A 22437-nucleotide genomic window follows, 5' to 3' on the forward strand; every position below is an offset into this window, starting at 1 on the left:
GATCTCTTTGGCGCCTTGGATAGCATGCCGGTCTGCCGCGATCATCCGGCCGCCCCAGCCGGCGCAGGTTTGTCTCCTTCGATGCGCCGGGCGACGTGACAGCCGAGAGGGACTGCCAGGCGCCCGACCGGAGCCCGCTATCCCCTCGCCGCGGCCTTTCAGTTGCCCCAGTCGACAATGGTGAGATCAAGCGGCAGCGCGCGCCGGATCGCCAGAGGGGGCACGAGCGGCGTCAGGCTGACAGGCGAGCCGGTTTCCGCCGCCCGATCGAAATCCGCAGTGCCCGCCAGATCGACCGCCTTCACCGTGGCGGCCTCGAAGACATAGGGCAGGCCATTGGCGAGAAGTGGCGAGGGCCCGTCCATGACATGCAGGTGCAGATGCGGCTCCGAACTGTTGCCGGTATTGCCGACCGCGCCGATGACATCGCCGCGGCGCACCCTGTCGCCGGTCCTGACGCGGACGCTGCCGGGTTGCATATGGGCGTAGAGCACGAAGGCGCCACCGCCGATATCCAGCACCGCGAAATTGCCGTCGGCCTCGCCGATCGGCAGCCCGTCGGGAAGCGCTCCGGGGACCTGATCGGCAAGATCGGCACGCATATCGACGATGGTGCCGTCGCTCACCGCCAGGATAGGCTGGCCATAGATGTGATAGCTCGCGACCTGCTTCCTATCGCCCGCGAAGAGTCGGCCATCCCCGCCAAGCTTCTCCCAATCGATGGCAAAGCGCTGGGCGAGACGAAAGGCGCCGTTCAGCGGCAAAAGGGCCCGGACATGCCGGGTGGAATCGCAGCAGCCGTCGCCCGCGATATAGTTTTCGCCCCAAAGCGGCGGCCCCAGAACCGGGGGCGCCGCTGTCGTGACTGCGGTCGCGCCAAGCTGGATCGCGGCATCCGCCTTGAACTGATCGAACCAGGCATCGACCTTATGCGTCAGCCGCTGCGGTGCCGCGCGCCCCTGCGGCAGCGCGATGTGGAGAAAGGCGACCCCGTATTGATAGCCGCCCAGCTCCGCCGACTCATTGCCGCGCCGGCCACCGGGGGAGAAACGCCGCGCGATCTCGGCCTCGTCTAGCGTCGAGAGTGGCTCCTTGTCGTCGTCGCCATAGAGCGTGAACCGCTTCATCACGACGCGCTCGCCGGTCACATTCGAGAGCTGCAACTCGTAGACGATATGCTGACGACCATCGGAGCCGAGCACGGGCTGCGGCGCGAACAGGACCTTGCCGATGAGCCCCGTCAACGTCACGCCATGCTGCGGGGTGGCAGCGGATTGCGCCCGGGCCGTGCCCGACAAGGACAGCGGGACCACGACGGCGATTGCCGCAAGACGCATCATTCCGGTCAATGGGTACATCGCAGCGTCCTGTTGCGGATTTCGGGGGATCAGGCGGGCGCCAACCGGTCGAGCGTCAGCTCGATATCGGTGAAATCCCTGGGGGCGGCTTCGCAAAGCGCGGAGGTCGAATGCATGCCGAGCGCGGTGAGGATGCTCGCCGCGAGGTCCCGCCTGGCGGCATCGGCGCGGTAACCCAGGCCGGCCAGCTCATGCTCGATTCCGTCCGCGTCCGCATCGAGATAGCCCATGCGCGCGGCCAGATCTTCGATGCTGCGGCCATGCGCCCGCACGAACAGGATGCGGCAGGCGACAGCGCGGGCATTGGGATCATGGACTGCCGCGCCGCTGAGAATACCGCCGATCAGATTGGCGGGCGGAGTGGGCACGTTCAGCGCCAGGAAAAACAGGCGGTGCGTATAGGAACATGTCAGGGCGCTTTGCGCGGTTCGCCCGTCGCTGAGCAGCTGCCCCTCCATCGCGACCGGGCGGTTGAACAGGCTTTCGCAGTAGCTGATCTGCAATTGCTGCATCGCATCGGCGTAGACCCGCATCGCGCCGATGATCAGCCGGCCCGCCTCGACACGCGACCAGGCCGGCGAAATCGCGAGATAGGTTCCGGCCAGCCAATGCTCGCCGGGCTGTCGTGCGGTGACCGGGCCCGGCGCCGGCACCGGCCGCAGACCGGCCTCGCCCCGGAGCGTCGCAAGCACGGTTTCCGGCACGCCGAAGCGGGCGCAGATCGCGTGCTGGAACTCCTCGAACGAGGACGAGGCCAGGAAGGGCGCCGTCAGCGCACCGCCGAGCACCCTCGCCCAATCCTCATAGACGCTGGAGGTGCGCGGCATCGCCTTGCCCGAGAGCCATTTGTAGGCGTTCTGGGTGACGAACAGGGTGGCCGGATTGACCGCCGCAAAGCGCGCGCAGAGTTCCTTGTTGGTTGGGCAACCCAGGGCGAGCGCGGTGAGTTTCAGCTTCAACGCGAGGTTGAACCAGGATTTTTCGAGGGGCTGCTGGCCGATCTCCACGCCAAAATGGTTCACGGCCGCCCCCAGGGATTGCCCCGCCCTCGCGGAGTGATCCCGGCCGATGCTAGTGGACCGCCGGGCGCGACACCAGCACGGCAGGCGGAGTTGGTTTAAATTGCGCTGCGGTCCCCGACCTGTCTCCGGCTTCCCGGATCGTTCAAGGCCGGGACGTCGCTGTTCAGTGCTGTGCAGCGCCCTGGAGAGCCTGCCGGCGCGCCGCGATCATCCACTGCCCCGAGCTTGCCGGGGACGAGCCTGTCATTCCAGCGGCTGCCCCCGTTCAAGAGACGGCTCCCCGGCCGCGCAGATGTTCCGTCCGGCTTTCTGAAGAGGCCGAACGGAACGCCTGAGGCTGCTTACTCCGCGTAGGATTGCGTCGCCCAGGCGGCCTTGAGCTTCGGTGAGACCTGGGCGCCGAAGGGGCCGAACCACTTGTTGAACAGGGTTTCGGCCTCGCCCGACTTGAACATCTTCGCCATGGCGTGATTGACGATCCAGAGAACCGTCGGGTTGAGCTTGGGCACCATGAAGCCCTGCGGCGCATAGCCGTATTCGGTACCGACGATGGTCAGGGCGTCCGGGTTCTTCGACTGCCGGATCAAGCTGTAGAAGGCGCCGTTGTCACTGAAATAGGCGTCGGCACGCCGCGTCTCGACAGAGATCAGCGCGGCAGCGTGGTCGTCGACATTCTGGATGCGGATGTTGAGGCCCTTCTCGGCGATGAGCTTCTTCAGGTCAGGCTCGCTGCTGCCGCCGGTGGCGACTGCGACGATCTTGCCGTTCAGATCCTCGTATTTGGTGATGCCGGAATTCTTCAGGACGAGCAGCTGGCTCGACGAGACATAGGAGACCGAGGAGAAATCAACCTGCTTGTTGCGGCCGAAGGTGTTGACCGTACCGCCGCATTCGAGATCGACCGTGCCGTTGGCGACGAGCGCCTGGCGGTTCTGGATGCTGACCGGCACGTATTTGACCTTGAGGTCGGGCAGCTTCAGCTCCGCCTTGATGTCCTCGATGATGCGCTGGCAGAACTCGACGGAGTAGCCGGACGGCTTCTTGTCATTGTCGAGGAAGCCATAGGGGTAGAGCGTTTCGCGAATCCCCATGGTGATGGTGTTGGTGTCGCGCAATTTCTTGACGATCGCGTCCACCTCCTGGGCCTGGGCCGTGGCGGCCAGGCCGAAGGCCAAGAGGCCGCCGATCGCAGCGACAAGGTTCCGTCTCATGTTCTTCTCCCCTTTGTAGCGATTGCCCGAGCACCGGCCGGTGTGCGGGAGTTCTAGAATCCAGTGCGGGCCCGTTCCCGCAGCTGTGCGCTGCTCATCTGCTCGAAGCCGAGCGCGGGCAGCAGGTCGTTATCCCCGACGAAGTCGCGACCATAGGCGGCAGACAGCATGGTCAGTCCAGCCTCGTGCAGCGTCGCGGGCTGCCCGGCGAGCCGCCCGAGCAGGACCGTCGGCAGCAGGCCGAAGGGCGCATCCTCGAGCACATAGCGGCTGGTCAAGGTCGTCGGGCCGAAGCCGCCATTGCCGCGCTGATGCAGCTCCGCATTCATCTCGGCGATGCTCGCGACCGGCAGCTGGTAGGAAAAGGCGTAATGCTCCTTGATCGTCCGCACCGAGACGTCAAAAGCCTGCGCGATCGCCAGGCGCTCCGCGTCGAGCAGCTCCATGACACGCCCGACCGCCGGCGTGACGTTCTCGGCCTGGCCCCAGCGTTCGCCGCGCTCCATCCGGGTGAGGTTGAACAGCGCGATCGCAAGATGGTTCTGCGGGTTGAGATTGCTGAGCGCGATCGCGAGCAGCCCGTCGCGCTTGACGAAGCGATCGCCGAACAGGGCGGTGCAGAGCGCGTGGCCCTCGTCGAGCCCGGTTTCCGGCACGGTCGCGATGTCGATCTTCGAGCGCAGCGAATTGACCGCGGCCTCGGTCGGCGAGGCCTTGCGCCCCGTCGTCAGCGTCGTGCCCCAGGCGATGATCGGCGCGCGGATGCCGCGCGCGGCCAGGAGCCGCGAGAGATAGAGCGCCCCGAAGGAGGCGTGCGAGCTGATGATGACCGGCTGCCCCTCGCGCAGATGCTCGGCGGTCGCCTCCAGCGCCATCTTGTGCGCGTTGCCCGGCATGGCCAACATCACCACGTCGGAACCGGTCACGGCCTCCTTCGCGCTATGGGCGATGCGGGGATGGAAACTCGCCTCGATCGCGCCGCTGGCCCGCAAGGGGGCCCCCGCCGCCAGCTCGGTCGTGCCCTGGCCGGAGGGCGACCAGAGCATGGGATCATGCCCACTGACCGAAAGCTGGGCGGCAGCGCCATAGGCGGCGGCGCCTGCTCCAAGGATACTCACGCGCATGGGATTTGGGCCTTTGGATCGGGGGAGGATAAGGGGCGGCGGCGAGCCGGCGCGGGAGCCGGGACCTGCGGGGGTCCAGGCCTCACGGCGGCCCGGTTGAATCCACTATAACGGAACACGCTCAAGTAGAACCTCGCTCCTGCCGGACCTTCTGGTAGAGCAGAACCATCAGGCCGCGGGCCGGCTGATCAAGCTCGTTGCAGATCGAGTGGGGCACATCCACGGGATAGCGCGCCGTCTCGCCGGCCTTGACCGGATAGCGCGAGGACCCGCTCGCAATGACGAACTGGCCCGACAGGACCGTGAAATGCTCGACCGCGCCCGGCGCATGCGCGGCGCTGTCGAGCCGGCCATGGCCGGCGATCTCGACATCGTACCATTCGACCGTGCCGGCCAGGCTCGGCGGGCTGAGGATGCGCAGCTGGCAGGAACCGTCGGCACTGCGGATCTCCGGCGTATGCTCCGGCGGGACGATCTCGATCGCGCTGCCGCCGGGCGAGGATTCGCTGCCTTGGAGGAGTGCGGAAATCTCGATCTGCAGCCCACGCGTCAGGCTCCAGAGCACCGCGAAGGTTGGATTGGCCTCGCCCCGCTCGATCTGCGACAGCATCGATTTCGACACGCCGGAGACGGCTGCGAGCTGCTGCAACGTCAACCCCCGCGCCTTGCGCTGGCGCTGGAGGATCGGTCCGATCTGGGGGGCGCTCAGCTCTGTCATGCCGCCGGCCTAGTGAGTCAGGACCTTGGTCAGGAACTGCTTGGCGCGCTCTGTCGCAGGGGCGGTGAAGAACTGCGCCTTGGGCGTGTCTTCGAGAATCTCGCCGCCATCCATGAACAGCACCCTGTCGGCCACGCGCTGGGCGAAGCCCATCTCATGCGTCACGACCATCATGGTCATGCCTTCGAGCGCCAGCTCCTGCATCACCTCCAGCACCTCGTTGATCATTTCGGGATCGAGCGCCGAGGTCGGCTCGTCGAACAGCATGGCGGCCGGGTCCATGGCGAGCGCGCGTGCGATGCCGACGCGCTGCTGCTGGCCTCCGGAGAGCTGGCTCGGCCGGCTCGTCATCTTGTTGCCGAGCCCGACCCGCATCAGGATCTTCTCCGAGCGCTCATCGGCTTCGGCCCGGGAGCGCTTCAGGACATGGATCTGCGCCAGGCTGACATTCTCCAGCGCGGTCATGTGCGGATAGAGCTCGAAGCTCTGGAAGACCATGCCGATGCGCGAGCGCAGGGCCGGTAGGTCGGTCTTGGGATCGGACACCGAGACGCCGTTGACGGTGATCGTGCCGCGCTCGAACGGCACGAGGCCGTTGACGCATTTGATCAGCGTGCTCTTGCCCGAGCCCGACGGGCCGCAGATCACCACGACCTCGCCCTGGCGCACGGTTGCCGAGCAGCCACGCAGGATCTGCAGCTTGCCATAGGATTTGTGCACGTCCTCGACGGCGATCATGTCGTGCGGCCCTTCCTGTAGAACTCGACCGCCTTCGTCGCCGACAGGCAGATGATGAGATAGACGACGGCGACCAGCGTATACATTTCGGTCGGCCGCCCATCGCGCGAGGCGACGATGCTGGCTGTCGTCAGGAAATCGTGCAGTGCCACGACATAGACCAGGGACGTGTCCTGGAAGACGATGACGATCTGGTTCAGGACCAGCGGCATCATCGCCCGCAGCGCCTGCGGCATGACGATATGCCGCATCACCTGGCTGCGACGCAGGCCGGTGGCGAGGCCGGCTTCAGCCTGCCCCTTGCGGACATTGGCGATGCCCGCGCGGATGATCTCGCAGTAGAAGGCGGCCTCGAACATCACGAAGGCGATCAGCGCCGACATCAGCGAGCCGATCGGCCGTCCGATCGCCAGCGGGATCAGGAAATAGAACCAGAACAGCACCAGCACGAGCGGCAGGGAGCGCATGACGGTGACATAGGCCGCAGCCGGCACCGCGATGAAGCGATGGGTCGACAGCCGCATCAGGGCGAGGCCGAAGCCGAGCACCAGCCCGCCCACGGTCGCGACCAGCACGAGCAGCGCGCTCAGCGCCATGCCCTCGGCGAGAAAGCTCCAGGAGCGGGCGATGACGCCCCAGTCGAAATCGTTCATGTCGCGGCCTTCCGCAGGGCCGAGCCGCCGATGCGGTCGTCGATGAGGCGCATCAGCGCCGTCACGCACAAGCCGATGACGAGATAGCCGACAGTGGCGAAGGTGAAGGCCTCGAGCCCCTGGAAGGTATAGTTCTCGACATGGCGGCTCTGCGCCGTCAATTCGAGGACACCGATCGTCAGGCTCAGCGATGACAGCTTGATCGTGATCAGGAATTCGGAGGTCAGCGGCCCGACGATGGCGCGAAGACCGAGCGGCAGCACGACCAGCCGGAAGGCCTGGACAGGACGAAGCCCCGTTGCCAGCGCGGCCGGCAGCAGCGGATTTCCGACCGCCTCGATCCCGGCCCGGACCTGCTCGGCGACGCGCGATCCGGCGAACAGGCCGATCGCGACGACCGCCGTGACGAACTCAGGGTAAGGCAGATCGCGCTTCAGCCAGAGCCCGATGGTTTCGGGCACGATCTCGGGCAGAACGAAGAACCAGAGGAAGAGCTGGACCAGCGGCGGGATATTGCGGAAGACATCGATATAGATGCCCGCGACCAGGCGAGCGCCACGAGCCGGCAGGCTGCGCGCAATGCCAACGCCAAGACCGATCGTCAGCGCCAGGACCCAGCTGACCAAGCTGAGGGCCAGCGTCCATTGCACGCCGCTCCACAGCCACTCCCAATAGGGCTCCTGCAGGAGGATGGACCAGTTCCAGCGGTAATTCATGCCGCGGATGCACGGCTAAGCCGTGATCCAGGGACCGCTGCCATCCACCGAGTCCCCATCGAATCCCTCCCAAGATTCCACTATACCGGAATGATGAGATCGGCCGTCGGGGATTGTCAACAGGCCGTCATGATATTGAGCCATGCGAAGCGCAACTGGCCATGGCAATGACCGGCCGGCTGCCATGCAAAATCCGTGGGGCGCGGACATAGCGTCCTTCCAGTGGCCGGAGTGCCCTCCTGGACCGGCAGTTCACTGACCTCTCCCCTCATTGCACGGCGGAGGAGCCCTGTGCTGAAACCGACCGGTTCGCGATCATCGGCCTCGGACGCTTCGGGATGCGGCGCATGGCCCAGGCCGTCGGCGATCACAGCGAGGCGCGGGACTGGCGCGACACCATCCTACCCCGGATCGACCGTCTTCACGCCGCGCGGACGGAAACCACAGCCTCCGCGTCCGAACCGGGTCACGCTGAAAACTGGCGCGCGAGGCCGCTGGTGGCAGCCGCGCGCGCCTTCTGGATGGCCCCGGAACGATCGGGGCATGATCAAATCGAAATTGGAAATGAATGATCGATATCGGGCGACGAAATACACTCTACTGAACCACGTTGAATATCAACAATATGATAATATAATCACAATAGTTTATGTTTCTATCAATATAGACGGTAAGTAACATGTACTATATGAAGATCTATTCTTTCTGCCCCCGTTTTGCCCCCCCCATTTGAAATTGCCGCCCAGCACCATTGTCGAACTGTCCGAGCTCGTATGTGATGAAGATCACATACGAGCTCGGGTTTTTCAGGTGACACGGACGGGTGAGACTGAGCGGCTGAGCCTGCCTGGAATCCTGGCTACATCCTCGAGCGGGAGAGATTGCAATGTCAGGCCGGTCGCTCCAAAGGCCTCTGCTCTTGCCCTTGTTCTCGTTTGCATGCGTCGCCTTGGTGGCGGCGACCTCTGCGATCGCGGCGGACGCCCCGCAGCACAGGACATTTCAATCGCGGACCTGCCCGGTCTGGGACAAGGACCTGCATCATCTGCTCGACTGGAGCGAGGCGTTCAGCATCCACACGCCTGAACTGCGCCTGAGCATTCGCGCAGAAGCCCTCAAGCTTCGCGAGAGATGCCTGCGCGATCTCAGCATGGCCTCGCTCAATCGCTACGTCATGCTGATGAAGCTGCTTTACGATGACGAAGCGGACGAGGTGGAATCCTACAATTGAGACGCTAAGGACGCTGGAGGCGAAATACCTCCCTGGGCGCGCGCGGCATGTCCCTGGCGCGAATCGCTCGAGACGTCGCCGCCGGGGCTCCGACCGAAGGCGAGAAGGACCGCGCGGCGGGAGATTGACCTACATCACACTGTCATATGTGGGGAGCGTCGATCCCTGGCCAACAGGGACCACAACCATGCGCCATATAGCATTCGCTCTTCTGACAGCCGCCACGCTGGCTTTCTCTCCCGCCCATGCCGAGGATGCGAAACCCTTCGCGACCGGCAAGACGATCGACCTCACAGCCGTCCTGAAGCCGCCCCCGGCGCCGGACTCCGTCCAGACGAAGTCGGAGATCGGCGAGGTCCTCACCATTCAGGTTACGCGCACGCCCGAGATGGAAGCGCTGGCCCAGGCCGATGCCGTCGAGGATGTCTGGCGCTTCGCCGACGTGATTGGGCCCGGCCTTCAAGACTGAGGCGCTGCCTGTCTTTTCGGCCTTCTTCGATCGGATCGTCGCGACCGAGGGCGCGGTGGTCGATCCGGCCAAGGACAGCTGGAAGCGGCCGCGGCCGCATCAGGCGAGCCCGCTGGTCAAGCCTGTGGTGAAGGTCTCGAATTCCGGCGCCTATCCCTCCGGGCACACCACCGTCGGGACCTTGATGGGCATCGTGCTGTCGAACATGGTTCCGGAAAAGCGCACCGAGATCATGGACAGGGCCTGGGTCTATGGCTGGAACCGCGTGATCGGCGGCATTCATTATCGCTCCGATATCGACGCCGGCCGCATCGCAGGCTCGGTTATCGCTGCGCGCATCGTGGAGCAGCAGGACTTCCAGACCGAGTTCGCCGCCGCCAAGGCGGAGCTGCGCAAGGTGCTCGGCCTCTGAGTGATCAGCGAGAAGCGGGTTCGGTGGCGGGTCTCTCCCCTTCCGAACCCGCGCCAGCCGATCGGCCAGCAGACGAAGCCGTCACAGCGCCATCCAAGAAGAGCGCCAGCAGCGCGGCATCAAGCTGCCTTACGATGACGAAGCGGACGATGTGGGATTCAACGATTGAGACGGCGCCGATCTGGCTCCGTCCTGGCGACCGGCATCGCTGCGTGCAGCGTCCCGCTCGGCCGGCACGACGACCCACTCCAGTGGATCATGCTCCATCGCGCGCACGACGATCGACCAGGCAGCGCTGTTCCATCTGGCCCCCCTCCTTGTCGTCCTGGCCAACTCGGCGCCCACGAGCATCGGGTTGACGACCGGTCCTTCAAGCAGTCGCCAGACCTCGTACATCTCGCGCCACAGCGTTTGAGAACTGCTCTCGGGACCTGGTACGCTGCGACGGATCAGCTTGACCACCAGCGACCATAGTTCGTTGATCACGACGAGGGTGTAGATGCCCAACAGCCATATGCCGGTTATTGTCCAATCAAAGTGGAAGGCCGCCCCTATCCCCAGCAGAGGCACAACGATAAAAAAAGCGGCACACGCCAGCTGCAGCTGGAATTCGGCCTTCCATTTGAGATTCCGGAGTTCCTCGAGGTTGCCGCGGGCCCTCAAATAGCGACCCCGGCGCCATGGGTCCCCCGGTTCTTCTGCTTTCTTCACCGCTTCCCCGAACCTAGACAGTTCGTGCGTCACGATCGCATCGACGAGCATCCAATCGAGGACAGGGTGCCGCATCCATGGTTGCGCCAGATAGTCTGCGACGCAGCGGTTGAACTGGTCCTCGCGGAGCGAGGTCTGATAGCGGCTTTCGTAGCCCTCCACGTAGCCGCGGCCCGGATCGCGCCGCTGCCACATCACACGCTCGGCAGCCTTCCGGGCCTGGTCTTCAGCCGGGCTGCCCCACCACTGATGTTTGCCGCCGCTCAGCGCCGCCTGCGCCCTCCTGAGGACTGTGTACGACTGATGAAGACGCTCCGAATATGCCGAGCCGTCGCCGCCTGTCTTGATCGTTTCGGCAAGCGCCCGGATGGCGAGCTGTGTCATGAGCCAGCGCATCTGATGCCCGTCGAAGTCCTCCCCGGGCGAAAGGCGGATGTCGATCCATCGAGTTGTGTAGGCGATTGCCTCGGGCACCGACAGCGCTTCGCCCCGGCCGGAGGGGATCGGCACGGGCCTCCATTGCGGCAGCATGTCAGCGCCCAAGCCGTTGCACCGAATCCGGGGCGACGCCGACCGTGGTCGGCGGCAGCATGTTGACGCCGCGCTCGCGGGCGACTGATCTCAACTCGCGCGGCGCCATGCCGAAACGCTCCTTGAAGGCGCGGCTGAACTGCGCCTCGCTGGCGCGATCGTCGCCGTTGATCGCCTCATGGTAGCGCTGCATCCGGCGTAACGCTTCCGCCCCCGCAAACATCTCCTGGCTCTGCGCGACGGACACGGCCGCCTCCTCGACAGTCATCAGGCGCCCCTTGCCCGCTTTTCGCGTCGCCGGATCTGCTTCGCCGCACGCAGTATCAAAGGATAGCAGACGCAGCGTCAAGTACACCGCAATGTCCCACATTAGACTTCGTCAGTTTTGCTGCGACGGTCTTCGGCGCGGCGAAACTGCCGGGGTTTCATGCGCGACAATCTGCACCGTGCCTTGCGCCGGATGACGGCCCGGATCGAGCACGCACTTGAACGGCGCCGGGCTTGAGGCCGGCTCGGCGTGGTGATGGCGATTGCGATTGTCCCTCCCGGGCGCAGCGGGAGGGACGATCGCGGATCTGGGTCAACACCGCCGCGGCGGCTCAAGCCCCCGCACGAAGCCCCCGTCAGGACGGCTGGCCAGCAGGCGTTCCCTGGTGAAAGACCATCTGCCAGCGCCCCTCGATGAACCGCCAGATCGAGCTTCGCAGCGTATGCCGCTCCTCGCAGCCATTCGCGACGCGAAAGCTCAGATAGGTCAGCAGGACCACATCATCGGCCAGGGATCGGAGAACGAAATCCCTGGCTGCCGGCACGTCGACCGTCTCGGCATTGCCCTCGGCAAGGCTTCGGATCACCTCGGTCTTGTCAGGGACGCCGCCGGAGCGGCCGAACTCGACGAAACTGTCAGCCAAAAGCCGATCGAGAGCTTCGGGAGAGGCTCGAACCGCTGGCTTGAACAGCGCTTCCTCCAGTCCCCTGATCAGGTCGAGATCCTGTTTCACCCTGCCCTCCTGCCCGCCCTACCCGGCCGCCGCCGCATTCACGAACGCCGAGATCTGGCCGGCGTCGCGGAGATAGACCACCGGGACATGAGCGGCGGTCGCGACCCGCTCGCGCTCGATCTGCGGTCGCTTGTCCCTATCGAAGGCCCAGACATATCGGAGGAAGCCGAGGAACTTTGCGTTCAGCTTTTCGGTGCAGCCATCGGGGAGATCCGGCCGCGGCCGGTTCAGCACGCTGCGCCACAGGACGCGGGCCAGGCAGGTCGTCCGCGGGGTGTCGAGCCAGATGACGATATCGGCGCGCGGCAGCCTCAATTCGAAGGTCTGGCGGGAGTAGTTGCCTTCGCAGATCCAGGCATCGCCGGACACGGCGTCCCGCACGCGATTCCGAAAGAGCCGGGGCTCGGCCTTCGCCCAGCCTGCTTCCCAGAACAAACGGTCGAGATGCACGACCGGCAGCGCGAGCCGCTCGCCCAGTGCTCGCGCGAGCGTCGACTTGCCGCTGCCGGCATTCCCCAGGATCACGATCCGTCGCATCGGCGCAGGCCATTCCTCTCGTTTCGACCTGCTCATACACCAAGGCGTGGACTCATCAGCGCGCAGGCGCGAAGGCGGCGTACGGTCGTGGCCGTATCCACGGCTCGCATCACCTCCCCCATCACTGCGACGCCCACAGCACCAGCCTCGATACAGAGTGGCGCGCGCTCGCAGGTGATGCCGCCAAGGGCCACGATCGGCAGGCCGATCGCCGCCCAGCGCCGCAGCACGGTCAGGCCCAGGGCCGGACCGTAGCCGGGCTTGCTCGCCGTCGCGAAGATCGGGCTCGCCGTGACATAATCGGCGCCTGCCGCCGCAGCCGCCCGGACATCGGCCTCGTCATGCGCGGAGACGCCGATCAGCGCGGAGACGCCGAGCACGGCGCGGGCCGCGGAGATCGCCCCAGCCGATTGCAGATGGACGCCCCGCGCCCCGACCCGAGCAGCGAGATCCACATCACCGCCGATCGTCAGAACCGCATCCGCCAGGCTCACCAGCTCATGGAGCTGCAGCGCCAGGCTGCGGCGTTCCGCCGGATCGAGGTCGCGATCGCGCAGCCAGATCCAGCGTGCCCCGCCCGCGAGCGCCGCAGAGACAACCTGCGGCAAGGGCTTCACCGCCTGATGCCGGTCGGTGACGACGAGCAGCCGGTCGGGCAGCCTGTTCACGAACCCACAAGCCCGAGCTGCGGGCTCGACGGCTGAGCGCGCCCACGCCGCGGAATGCGCCCCGCCAGGCGGGCGTTCCAGCCGGCCTCGACGGCGTGACGCATGGCGAGTGCCATTCGCACGGGATCATCGGCCTTGGCGACGGCCGTGTTGAGCAGTACCCCGCTCGCGCCGCATTCCATGGCGATCACGGCGTCGGAGGCCGTGCCGATGCCGGCATCGACGATCACGGGCACGGGCGAGCGGGTGCAGATCAGCTCGAGATTGGCCGGATTGGCGACGCCCATGCCCGAGCCGATCAGCGACCCCATCGGCATCACGGCAGCGGCGCCGAGATCGGCCAGGCGTGCGCAGATGACCGGATCGTCGTTGCAATAGGGCAGGACGACGAACCCCTTGTCGACGAGCTGGCGCGTCGCCTCGAGCAACTCGCCGACATCGGGATAAAGCGTCTCGCGATCGCCGATCACCTCGAGCTTGATCCAGTTGGTGCCGAGCGCCTCGCGTGCAAGCTCGGCCGTGAGGATCGCGTCGCGCGCGGTTTCGCAGCCCGCCGTGTTGGGCAGGAAGCGGCGGCCGGCGAGCAGGCGCACCGTGTCGGAGCCATGACCCTGCAGCGAAATGCGACGCATGGAGAGCGTGACAAGGTCCGAACCACTGGCCTCGATGGCATCGACCATGATGCGCTGGCTCGGATAGCCGGCCGTGCCTATGAGGAGCCGGGACGACAATGCCGTGCCGGCGATGGTGAGGGCCTCGATTGGGGTGCTCATGTCAGCCTCCCGCGAAGGCACGGATGATTTCGACGCGGTCGTTGCCCGACAGAGGTGTCTGCGCCCAGTCGACCTGCCGCACCACGGTGCCGTTCAGCGCGATGGCGAAGCCCTGCGGCCCCGGCAAGTCCAGCTCGGCCGTCTCCTCCTGCCAAAGCGCCGCCAGATTCTGCGCCGCGCTATCGCGGTCCTTGCCGTTGATGACGAGTTTCATGAGGTTGCCTCCAGAGATGGGGTGAAGCGCGCCTGACCGAATGACGCGGCCGGCCCCGTGATGCGGTCTTCGACGAGGAACTGCTCGATTGCGGCAGCCGTGACGGGGGCGAGCAGATAGCCGTTGCGGTGATGGCCGGTCGCAACGAGCAGGCCCGATATCCCCGTCTCGCCGACGATCGGCGCATCATCGATCGAGGTCGGGCGGAAGCCGGACCAGATCGCCTCGACCGGCATCTCCTCGGTCGAGGGCAATGCGCGCCGGGCGCCGTCGAGCAGGGCATAGACACCGCCAGCGGTCACGCTGTCGTCGAAGCCGCGTTCTTCCATGGTGGCGCCGACGAGGAGAGTGCCGTCGCTTTTGGGGGCGAGATGCACCTGCTCGGTCCAGACGACGCGCGCAAGCGTACCGGTCTCGGGCGTGCTGCGGAGCGCGAGTGACTGGCCCTTGAGCGGGCGCACGGGGATGTCGAGCCCGTGAATTCGGGTCCAGGCGCCGGCGGCCGCAATCACGATCGGAGCCTTGCAGAGCCCGCGTGGCGTCGAGACGCCGAGAGCGCGCCCCCCGGCCAGCTCCGGCTCGGCCTCGCAGGCTTCGACCAGATGCGCTCCGGCCGCGAGACAGGCGCGTCGCAGCGCCGCCATGACGCGCGGCGGATCGACCTGATGGTCGGCCGGGCAGAAAATACCGGCAACGACCGAAGGCCTCAGGCCGGGTTCGCGTTCGCGGCATTGCGCCCCGCCGAGCCATGCCGCCTCAAGCTCGGCGCGGCGCTGCAGGTCATGGCGAAAACGCAGGCGCTCGACCTCTTCGCGCCCCAGCGCGACCAGCAGGACACCGTCCCGGCGATAGTCGATGCCGAGCCCGCTCTCGGCTTCGAGCTCGCGCGCAAAACCCGGCCAGAGCCGCTGGCTTTCCAGCGCCAGCGGCAGATGCTCCTCGCCGCCCGGCTCCAGCTCGGCGGCCGCGGCCAGCATGCCGGTCGCGGCAAGGCTTGCCCCCTGCCCGATCGTGCCACGCTCGAAAACGGTCACGTCAAAGCCGCGCCGGGCCAGCCGCCAGCCGATGGACAGACCGATCAGGCCGCCGCCAATGATGGCGATATCGGTGACGGCCGGCACCTCGCAGGCGACAGGCCCGGAAGCGCCGCCAGAGCGGCGAAGGGTGGTATGTGGCGGGCCGCGCATGGCAAACTCCTCGCCCGCTCGGGGAAGGAGATCTGGCAACCCTTCGGCTGCCGGCAAGTGCCGCGACGCTCCATCCCTCCGCCGGTATGAGCCGGATCAGGTTCGAAGGATTTCCGCGCGCCTCTCCGGGGGACACCCGGTCTGCCAGCGGTTTCTCAGCCCCTTGCCGGGGATCTCCTTGGATCCGCGCAGTCTGGAGCCGGGGCGGCAGCGAGGTCAAGGCCAATCCGACACGAACGCCGGGAGGACCCCGGCTGGCGGGCCAGGGGCCGGGAATCTTCGCGGGTCCAAGGCGCTGCTGAGGCACCTCGCCTGCCGCCATTCACCCGCGCTCCGCTTCCGCTGCCGGCACGCGCGGCCAGGCGGGCGGCTTCACGAGGGAGCGCTCCGCCGGCCATGCCAACAGCATGCATTGTCCGTAGCGCCCAAAGCAGGCGCGACGGCGGAACGTTCCGGTCCATGAGCCGTTGGACCTCTACCGCCGCGACAAGAAGGCGGTTCAGGAGAAGCCCAGTGCCTACAGACGCGGAAAAGCCGGTTGTTCTCGTTGTCGACGACGAGCCGATCATCAGGATGTATGCGGCCTTGCTCGTCGAGGAGGCCGGTTACCTCGCCGTAGAGGCAGCGACCGCCGACGAGGCCCTGGCCATTCTCGAGCAACGCGACGATGTCCGCATCCTCTTCACCGATGTCGAGATGCCGGGCTCGCTGAACGGCCTGCAGCTGGTCGAGGTCGTGCGCGAGAAATGGCCGCCGATCGGGCTGATGGTGACCTCGGGCCATGTCCGGGTCGACCCTCAGAAATTGCCGGAGCGGGCCCGGTTCTTTCGAAAACCCTATACCGAGAGCGAGATCATCAGGACGCTGAAATCCTTGCCGGCCAGCGCCTAGGCGCGCCTGACAGAATGGACGCGAAGGAAACGGCCGATCCCCGCGCCGGGGCGGGATCGGGGCAGAGCCCAGGAAACGGGCTTGAAACGGGCTTTCCGTGCCCGACGGAGGGCTTGCATCCTTCGTGATGGCGCCGACCGAATATCCCGAGATCTGCAACTCGCCCGCGCGCAAACCGGTGAGGCACTGCGCGCAACTCGTAAGCCAGCAGGAGAACTGGTAGGATCGGAGCTGGGCGACGCTTTCCGATTGCTGGGCGGACACAGCCATGCGGAAGTTCGATTACTACGACACCGTGCTGGTACCGTGGTATTCAGAAGATGACTTTCCTGCCTTGCTGGACATGGTCGGCAAGGACCCCAGGATCCCCCGCTCCTATCCCGAATGGAAGCGCCAGTTCGCTGCCGCGACGGAGCTGCTTCTGGCCAAGGGCAAGACCGTCCAGATCATCACCGTTCGCCTCGCCGAGTATCTTGAGTGGCTGCAAATCACCCATCGCAGCAACACGGTGGCGGCACGCCTGCGCTATCTGAAATGGCTGGCCACGCAAAACGGCCAGAGGGCGACCGTCCTCCCCGTGCCGGCAAGGGTGCTGTCCGACGCAGGTGGCGAGGGCTAGCCGCACAGGGTTCGCCCCTGCCAGGTCCAAGGGGCCTGTCTCCGTCATGCGGTCGCGCCTGGCAGCGAGCGCCTTTGGCGCCCCCATAGGAAACAGGCCATGGCGGCTGCTTGCACCACGGCAGCGACCGCAAACAGCGCTGCCCCATCGAAGCTCGACAGTCCGGTTGGCGACAGCGTCCGCAGAGCGCCGAACACGGCCGGCGCAAAGGAATAACCTGCCTGTCCGATGGCAACGATCAGTGGAACGACGCGGGCAACGTCTGCCTTGCCGAATTCGACCTGTGCGATGAGCGGTGGCAGGGATGTGGCATTGCCAATCCCCGCACCGAACAGAATGACGCCCATGATCATCAGCGTTGCGTTGGCATCGCCCGCGATCAGGAAGGTCAATGACCCGCCAATCTGGACCGCATAGCTCGCGCAGGCGACGAGACGACGGTCCGCTGAGGCAGGCATGACAAGGCCGACCACCGTCCTGCCTGCGATCGCGGCGATCGTTGCGCCCCCCATGGCCAGCCCGGCATTTTGAGGCCCGATGGCCGGCACGAGCAGCGAGAACAGATGGGCGAGAAGGCCGATCTGGGCGAACAGACCCAACGCCATCCCTGCCGCCAGCGTCAGGAAACGACGGTCCCGCCACAGCGATCCCTTTGGCATGGCCGCCACAGCCGAAGCGTTGACCGCAGCCGGACCTGCGGCTGGCCGAATGCCGTCAGGGAACTGGTTCAGTCGCCCGGGAGTCTTTGAAAACGCGAAAATCGACAGGGCAAGAATAGCGGCGACCATGATCACGCCAACCACGATCGCCGCCTTGAGAAAACCGATGGCGAGGATAAGAGCGACCCAGAGAGGTGAGAAAATCACGCCGCCGATACTGGCTCCGTTATAGGCCATCGAGAGAGCCGCAGGGCGAGACCTCACGAACCAGGGAGAGATGATCGCGTTGACGGCTGCGGCGCCCATCGCAACCCAGCCCACGCCACTCAACAAAGCCGCGCAGAAGAGATGCCACGGCTCGCTGGCCATCGCCCAGCCGACGACCCCGGTCGCAAGCAAGGCCGCCCCGAGCGCCGTCACCATGGGAACCCCCAGGCTTCGATAGAGGCGCGGCAGATTGGCGATGATCACCGCCCCGACTAGGAAGTGCAGGGTGACAGCCGCGGAGACCAAGGCCACGGACCAGCCGGTCCGTTCGACGACGGTTTGCAGGTAGATCGGCGGCCCGTAGAAACCGACGCCCCATCCGAATACCGCCAGAACAAAGGTCGCAGCGACGATATGCCAGCCGAAGAACGGCGGCTTCGCTGAAAGAGAGGACATGATGAAGCTCCTGACGCGGCTCAGGCGCTTATGGCAGCATCGGGCGGATAAATGCTTCGGTCCCGACCGTAGCATTCCCAAAAAACGCTTCCGCAATGATCCCGCCTGCAACACTGGGGCCGGACCATTCGACAGCCCTGGCGCTGATCCGGGATGACGGGTGAAGCCGTGGCGGCGCCCCTGCCCCGGGCGGAATACCCGGCCTCGATCCGGCTCAGGTCTTGCCTTCGACCCAGCGTCCGATCATCTGGTACTGGACTTTCGCCTGCTGATACTCGCGGTAGAAGTTGAGCAGGTCGCGCAAGGGACTGGAAAGGCGCTCCAGGCCCGAGATGAAGGCGACGACGGTGCCGATCGTCGTCTGCCCCTGGATCACCATCCAGCCACCGACGAGGAGAACCATCAGCGGACCGATGGCATTCGCGACGTTCAGCAAGGTCTTGAGCCCGTATTTGAGGAAATAGAACCGGATCCGGTTGCGAAAGATCGCATGGATCGTGGCCGATTCCGTCGGGGTCGGCTTGGATTCTGGGCCGCTCCGGGACCCGCTCCCAGCCTCGGCGACGGTTTCGTCGCCGAGCTTGCGCACCAGCCCAACCTGCCGCTCGACGAGCGTGTTGAGGTCGGCCTGCATATAGAGCGCGAGGAAGACCTGCGGCAGCAGGAAGACCATACTGATCAGCGCGATCAGCGGCTGGATGTACAGCATGTAGCCGAGGATCACGCAAAGAAAGGTCAGGTTGACGACGAATTCCGAGATGCCGACCCCCACAAAACCGCCGACCCCGTCGATTTCCCGGCCAATGACATTGACCGTCTGTCCGCTCGTGTTCGCGTCGGACGATGCCCTCTCGGTGGCAACGGCCGTCAAGTGGTCGCGCGATCTTTTCACGACGCTTTCGCTGACCCAGCCCTGATAGACCAGAAGCGCATATTTCAGCGCCGCCTGGAGCAGGACGATCGCGAGATAGAGCACCCCCAGGAAAACCAGCGTCCGGACGTCCTTGTTGGCGATCGCGACATCGACGATCCTCCTCTGCAGATCGATCGGCGCGAAATTGAGCAAGGCCACCGCCATCGCAATCAGGCCGACATAGAACTGATGGGCGCCGCTGGCGCGCCAGACGAAGCTGCTCAGCGTCTGGTCGGACGCGATCGCCGGGGCCGATGTCTCGCTAGGCCTGATCCGCCTGAGAAGCGGGAGGAAGATGCTGCTCACGGAAGGGACCTTGTCGACGCCTGGACGGGAGGCAACGAACGGCCCGGCAGACAAGTTCCCCGCTTCAGGGATTTGTCAGATCATGCGCTTGCCTGAACGAGGACTCTCCAGGCCAGGCAAACGCTTTCCATCAACCGCAAGCTTCCGTTTTGAAAACTGACATGGCGATCGAGAGCGACTTCACCCCTTACATTCGTCGTTGGGCGCTGGCTGAAGACGGCGAGCCGATCCTGACACGGACCAGCCGCCTCCTCCCGGTTCGCCGGAACGGCGAGTCGGCCATGCTGAAGATCGCGACCGTGCCGGAGGAAAAGCGGGGCGCGGGTCTCCTGATCTGGTGGAATGGGATCGGGGCTGCTCGCGTCATTGAACACGACGATGATGCGATCCTGCTCGAACGCGCGACCGGCAACCGCTCGCTCGCTGCGATGGCGGAGCATGGAAGGGATGATGAAGCGAGCGTCGTGCTCTGCAGGGCCGTTGCCGAGCTTCACAAGCCGCGTGCAGCCCCTCCATCGAATCTTGTCCCGCTCTCCGACTGGTTTCGGGCGCTCCATGCTGAACCTCAGGGCGGGATCTTCGTCCGATGCGCCGAGGCCGCACGCAAGCTTCTGGCCGATCCGCGCGATGTCGTCCCTCTGCATGGCGACATTCATCACGCGAACGTCCTTGATTTCGCCGAACGAGGCTGGCTCGCAATCGATCCCAAGGGCCTGAAAGGCGAACGCGGCTTCGATTACGCCAATCTCTTCTGCAATCCAGATCATCCGGTCGCCACTGCGCCTGGTCGGCTCGCCCGACAGGTGGACGTCGTCGCTCGTGCCGCACAGTTGGAACGCGGCCGCTTGCTTCGCTGGATTCTCGCCTGGGCGGGGCTTTCGGCAACCTGGCTCATCGAGGATGGGGAAACCGACCATATCGCGCCCACCCTTCGCGTCGCGGAGATCGCCGCGGCGGAAATCGACAAGGGTTGATGTTCAGCGCGGTAGCGCGCAGGCGGGTTGGCAAGCGGGGTTGGCGGAAAACCGCCTTTCGTGCGGCCATCGGCACGGGCCACTGGCCGCTGATGATCAATGCCATTCAGCAATCAAACTGACACGCGAGCCGATCGGCAACGTTCGGGCAATCCCAGTGTTCTGATCAATGGGACTGGCCCGCCTCAGGGGGCGATGGACGGACCAGTCCCTCATCGCGCGTCAAAACGGGCCGCGCGATACCTCATTTCCGCCCCTCGCCTCCTCGGCGGCACAGGGTTGTTTTTCCGTACGAACGTTCGTATATAAATTCCGCAATGCGGGCGACCCGGTTTTTCGCCTTCGCCAGGGAACGATATGGGCAGGCACAGAAAGCACGATCCCGAAGAGGTCCTGAACGCGGCGGAGCGGGTCGTGCTCAGCCGCGGCGCGGCTGGCCTCTCGATCGATGCCGTCGCCAAGGAGGCTGGGATCGCAAAATCCAGCGTCCTCTATGATTACAAGTCAAAGGGCGCCGTGCTCGAGGCCCTCATCGGGCGGATCATCAAGGCCGACGACAAGAAGGTGGCCGCCGCGGTGGCGGCAGCCGTCGCGACCCCTAATCCCGAACTTTTCGGCAGGATCGAGGCCACCGCCGCGGGGCAGCCCTCCGAGGACGAACGCGCCATTGCGATGGCGGTCAGCGCGGCGGCGTCCCACGAGGACGCCTTTCAGCGCAGCATGCGCGATTGGCTCTCCCGCGACCTCGATGCGATCCAGGCGGGGACCGACAAGCCCTTCGCGTCCCTGATGGCCTATCTCGCCCTCTTTGGGCTTTCGTCCATCGAATATCAGGGGTTCCGCGAGTTCGATCCGTCCGAACGCGCCGCCATCCTGAACGGCATCAAAAGCATTTTTGAACTCATCCCAGAGACTCCGGCTTCCCCATGAATTCCCAATCTGCTTCTGCCCCTTCCCGCCTGTCGAAGGTCGGGGAGCAATCCCTATTGCGCCGGTTTGGCGCCGTCGCGGTCATCCTGTCCATGACGGTGGCGGCGGCGAGCGCCCAGGACCCGTCCCAGATGCCGCCGCCTGCCGTTGGCGTCCTTCAGGTCGAGCCGCGCGCCGTTCCAGTCGTCCGCGACCTGCCCGGCCGCATCGCCGCGACGCGTGTCGCCGAGGTCCGCGCCCGGGTCTCGGGCATTCTGCTGGAGCGCGTCTTCCAGCAGGGCACCCTCGTCAGGCAGGGGGACGTGCTCTACCGGATCGATCCCAAGCTCTTCGAGGTCAGGGTCGCGAGCGCGCAGGCCGCGCTGCAGAAGGCCAGGGCCCTCAAGGCCAATTCCGAGCAGCAGCTTGCGCGCCAGAAGACGCTGCGCGAGCGCGAGGTGGCGAGCGGGATCAATTTCGAGAACGCGGAACTGGCGCTCGCCCAGGCCAACGCGGATGTCGGGCTGGCCGAGGCCGCGCTGGCGGAGGCGAAGATCAATCTGGATTACACCCAGGTCCGGGCCCCCATCACCGGCATCATCGGGGCAGCCCTGGTCACCGAGGGCGCGCTCGTCACCGCCGACGCCACCCAGAACCTGGCCCTGATCCAGCAGATCGACCCGGTCTACGCGGATTTCACGCAGTCGGCCCAGGAACTTCTGGCATTGAAGCGATCGGTCGACGCGGGCAAGCTCGCCAGCCCGGAGCCGGGCAAAGCCCGCGTCGATCTGGTGTTCGACGATGGCGCGACCTATGCGCAGGCCGGTTCCCTGCTGTTCGCCAGTGCCAGCGTCGACGCGACGACCGGCCAGGTGACGCTGCGTGCCGAGTTCCCGAACGCGAAGGGCGATCTGCTGCCCGGCATGTATGTCCGCGTCCGTCTCGAGCAGGCGGTCCGGGAGGGCGCGATCACCGTGCCGCAGCGCGCCGTCGTCCGCACGCAGGAGGGGCGAGCCCAGGTCTACGTGATCTCCCCCGAGAATACCGCCGAGGCGCGCGACGTCGAGCTCGGTGAGGCGATCGACTCCGACTGGCTCGTCCTGTCCGGCCTCAAGGCCGGCGAAAAGGTCGCCGTCGACGGCGTCCAGAAACTCCAGTCCGGCGCGAAACTGGCGCCCGAGCCCTGGTCGCCCGCGACCGATATTGCCGGCTCCAAGAGCCGATAGGTC

At 65.7% G+C, this 22437-nt stretch carries 27 protein-coding genes and 1 riboswitch; of the genes, 9 read left to right on the forward strand and 18 right to left on the reverse strand.

Annotated features, from left to right (window positions below; genetic code table 11):
- Positions 1-158 precede the first annotated feature (158 nt).
- From AC1DW9_RS18380 to AC1DW9_RS18415, 8 genes are all read right to left on the reverse strand, one after another.
- Positions 159-1358: a M23 family metallopeptidase gene (locus AC1DW9_RS18380; RefSeq protein WP_476777291.1), complete on the reverse strand. Its 1200-nt coding sequence runs from the start codon at positions 1356-1358 to the stop codon at positions 159-161.
- Between the two features lie 29 nt (positions 1359-1387).
- On the reverse strand, positions 1388-2380 hold the full coding sequence (locus AC1DW9_RS18385; protein ID WP_476777290.1) for a hypothetical protein: 993 nt from the start codon (positions 2378-2380) through the stop codon (positions 1388-1390).
- A gap of 341 nt (positions 2381-2721) precedes the next feature.
- Complete coding sequence (locus tag AC1DW9_RS18390) at positions 2722-3591, reverse strand: amino acid ABC transporter substrate-binding protein (protein WP_441492918.1); 870 nt, start codon at positions 3589-3591, stop codon at positions 2722-2724.
- A gap of 53 nt (positions 3592-3644) precedes the next feature.
- Complete coding sequence (locus tag AC1DW9_RS18395) at positions 3645-4715, reverse strand: NAD/NADP octopine/nopaline dehydrogenase family protein (RefSeq protein WP_476777289.1); 1071 nt, start codon at positions 4713-4715, stop codon at positions 3645-3647.
- 121 nt (positions 4716-4836) lie between these two features.
- Positions 4837-5433 carry a helix-turn-helix domain-containing protein gene (locus tag AC1DW9_RS18400; RefSeq protein WP_441492916.1) on the reverse strand — a complete coding sequence of 199 codons (597 nt, stop codon included), beginning with the start codon at positions 5431-5433 and terminating at the stop codon, positions 4837-4839.
- 9 nt (positions 5434-5442) lie between these two features.
- Complete coding sequence (locus tag AC1DW9_RS18405) at positions 5443-6171, reverse strand: amino acid ABC transporter ATP-binding protein (protein WP_476777288.1); 729 nt, start codon at positions 6169-6171, stop codon at positions 5443-5445.
- A complete protein-coding gene (locus AC1DW9_RS18410) occupies positions 6168-6824 on the reverse strand; it encodes an amino acid ABC transporter permease (RefSeq protein WP_441492914.1) in 657 nt (218 codons plus the stop codon). The genes AC1DW9_RS18405 and AC1DW9_RS18410 overlap by 4 nt, the downstream gene beginning before the upstream one ends.
- Complete coding sequence (locus tag AC1DW9_RS18415; RefSeq protein ID WP_476777287.1) at positions 6821-7540, reverse strand: amino acid ABC transporter permease; 720 nt, start codon at positions 7538-7540, stop codon at positions 6821-6823. The genes AC1DW9_RS18410 and AC1DW9_RS18415 overlap by 4 nt, the downstream gene beginning before the upstream one ends.
- Positions 7541-7887: 347 nt before the next feature.
- On the opposite strand from AC1DW9_RS18415, the gene AC1DW9_RS18420 reads away from it, so the two are divergent.
- The 4 genes from AC1DW9_RS18420 to AC1DW9_RS18435 all read left to right on the forward strand — a co-directional run bounded on the left by AC1DW9_RS18420 (position 7888) and on the right by AC1DW9_RS18435 (position 9652).
- On the forward strand, positions 7888-8112 hold the full coding sequence (locus tag AC1DW9_RS18420) for a hypothetical protein (RefSeq protein WP_476777286.1): 225 nt from the start codon (positions 7888-7890) through the stop codon (positions 8110-8112).
- Between the two features lie 380 nt (positions 8113-8492).
- On the forward strand, positions 8493-8771 hold the full coding sequence (locus tag AC1DW9_RS18425; protein ID WP_441492911.1) for a hypothetical protein: 279 nt from the start codon (positions 8493-8495) through the stop codon (positions 8769-8771).
- A 187-nt stretch (positions 8772-8958) separates the two neighbouring features.
- The gene (locus tag AC1DW9_RS18430) at positions 8959-9240 is read left to right on the forward strand and encodes a phosphatase PAP2 family protein (protein ID WP_476777169.1); all 282 of its coding nucleotides are present in this window, start codon (positions 8959-8961) and stop codon (positions 9238-9240) included.
- Complete coding sequence (locus AC1DW9_RS18435; protein ID WP_476777170.1) at positions 9218-9652, forward strand: acid phosphatase; 435 nt, start codon at positions 9218-9220, stop codon at positions 9650-9652. Before AC1DW9_RS18430 ends, AC1DW9_RS18435 begins: the two co-directional genes overlap by 23 nt.
- A 129-nt stretch (positions 9653-9781) precedes the next feature.
- Here the strand turns inward: AC1DW9_RS18435 and AC1DW9_RS18440 are convergent, their stop codons facing one another.
- From AC1DW9_RS18440 to thiO, 8 genes are all read right to left on the reverse strand, one after another.
- Complete coding sequence (locus tag AC1DW9_RS18440; RefSeq protein WP_476855148.1) at positions 9782-10894, reverse strand: hypothetical protein; 1113 nt, start codon at positions 10892-10894, stop codon at positions 9782-9784.
- 1 nt (position 10895) lies between these two features.
- Positions 10896-11162, reverse strand: coding sequence for a hypothetical protein (locus AC1DW9_RS18445; protein ID WP_476777172.1), 267 nt, complete (start codon positions 11160-11162; stop codon positions 10896-10898).
- Positions 11163-11517: 355 nt separating this feature from the next.
- Positions 11518-11895 carry a nuclear transport factor 2 family protein gene (locus AC1DW9_RS18450; RefSeq protein WP_476777173.1) on the reverse strand — a complete coding sequence of 126 codons (378 nt, stop codon included), beginning with the start codon at positions 11893-11895 and terminating at the stop codon, positions 11518-11520.
- Between the two features lie 18 nt (positions 11896-11913).
- A complete protein-coding gene (locus tag AC1DW9_RS18455; RefSeq protein WP_476777174.1) occupies positions 11914-12432 on the reverse strand; it encodes a P-loop NTPase family protein in 519 nt (172 codons plus the stop codon).
- A 32-nt stretch (positions 12433-12464) separates the two neighbouring features.
- On the reverse strand, positions 12465-13100 hold the full coding sequence (locus tag AC1DW9_RS18460; RefSeq protein WP_476777175.1) for a thiamine phosphate synthase: 636 nt from the start codon (positions 13098-13100) through the stop codon (positions 12465-12467).
- Complete coding sequence (gene thiG, locus AC1DW9_RS18465; protein WP_476777176.1) at positions 13097-13873, reverse strand: thiazole synthase; 777 nt, start codon at positions 13871-13873, stop codon at positions 13097-13099. The genes AC1DW9_RS18460 and thiG overlap by 4 nt, the downstream gene beginning before the upstream one ends.
- 1 nt (position 13874) lies before the next feature.
- Positions 13875-14087 (reverse strand): sulfur carrier protein ThiS, encoded by a 213-nt coding sequence (gene thiS, locus AC1DW9_RS18470; protein WP_476777177.1) that lies wholly within the window; start codon positions 14085-14087, stop codon positions 13875-13877.
- Positions 14084-15274, reverse strand: a complete 1191-nt coding sequence (gene thiO, locus AC1DW9_RS18475; protein WP_476777178.1) for a glycine oxidase ThiO — start codon at positions 15272-15274, stop codon at positions 14084-14086. The genes thiS and thiO overlap by 4 nt, the downstream gene beginning before the upstream one ends.
- A gap of 56 nt (positions 15275-15330) precedes the next feature.
- Positions 15331-15463: riboswitch (TPP riboswitch) on the reverse strand.
- Between the two features lie 324 nt (positions 15464-15787).
- Here thiO and AC1DW9_RS18480 point away from each other — a divergent pair.
- Positions 15788-16165 carry a response regulator gene (locus AC1DW9_RS18480; protein ID WP_476769705.1) on the forward strand — a complete coding sequence of 126 codons (378 nt, stop codon included), beginning with the start codon at positions 15788-15790 and terminating at the stop codon, positions 16163-16165.
- 268 nt (positions 16166-16433) lie between these two features.
- The gene (locus AC1DW9_RS18485; RefSeq protein ID WP_476777179.1) at positions 16434-16784 is read left to right on the forward strand and encodes a hypothetical protein; all 351 of its coding nucleotides are present in this window, start codon (positions 16434-16436) and stop codon (positions 16782-16784) included.
- Positions 16785-16828: 44 nt separating this feature from the next.
- On the opposite strand, the gene AC1DW9_RS18490 is transcribed toward AC1DW9_RS18485, so the two are convergent.
- Together AC1DW9_RS18490 and AC1DW9_RS18495 are read right to left on the reverse strand one after the other, a co-directional pair.
- Positions 16829-18106, reverse strand: coding sequence for an MFS transporter (locus AC1DW9_RS18490; RefSeq protein ID WP_476777180.1), 1278 nt, complete (start codon positions 18104-18106; stop codon positions 16829-16831).
- A gap of 214 nt (positions 18107-18320) precedes the next feature.
- Positions 18321-19325 carry an ABC transporter transmembrane domain-containing protein gene (locus AC1DW9_RS18495; RefSeq protein WP_476777181.1) on the reverse strand — a complete coding sequence of 335 codons (1005 nt, stop codon included), beginning with the start codon at positions 19323-19325 and terminating at the stop codon, positions 18321-18323.
- A gap of 161 nt (positions 19326-19486) precedes the next feature.
- On the opposite strand from AC1DW9_RS18495, the gene AC1DW9_RS18500 reads away from it, so the two are divergent.
- The 3 genes from AC1DW9_RS18500 to AC1DW9_RS18510 all read left to right on the forward strand — a co-directional run bounded on the left by AC1DW9_RS18500 (position 19487) and on the right by AC1DW9_RS18510 (position 22434).
- Positions 19487-20299, forward strand: a complete 813-nt coding sequence (locus AC1DW9_RS18500; RefSeq protein ID WP_476777182.1) for an aminoglycoside phosphotransferase family protein — start codon at positions 19487-19489, stop codon at positions 20297-20299.
- A gap of 357 nt (positions 20300-20656) precedes the next feature.
- Positions 20657-21229, forward strand: a complete 573-nt coding sequence (locus tag AC1DW9_RS18505; RefSeq protein WP_476777183.1) for a TetR/AcrR family transcriptional regulator — start codon at positions 20657-20659, stop codon at positions 21227-21229.
- Positions 21230-21321: 92 nt separating this feature from the next.
- On the forward strand, positions 21322-22434 hold the full coding sequence (locus AC1DW9_RS18510; protein WP_476777197.1) for an efflux RND transporter periplasmic adaptor subunit: 1113 nt from the start codon (positions 21322-21324) through the stop codon (positions 22432-22434).
- Positions 22435-22437: the final 3 nt, after the last annotated feature.

Source organism: Allobosea sp. P4_E12 (genome assembly GCF_056401655.1).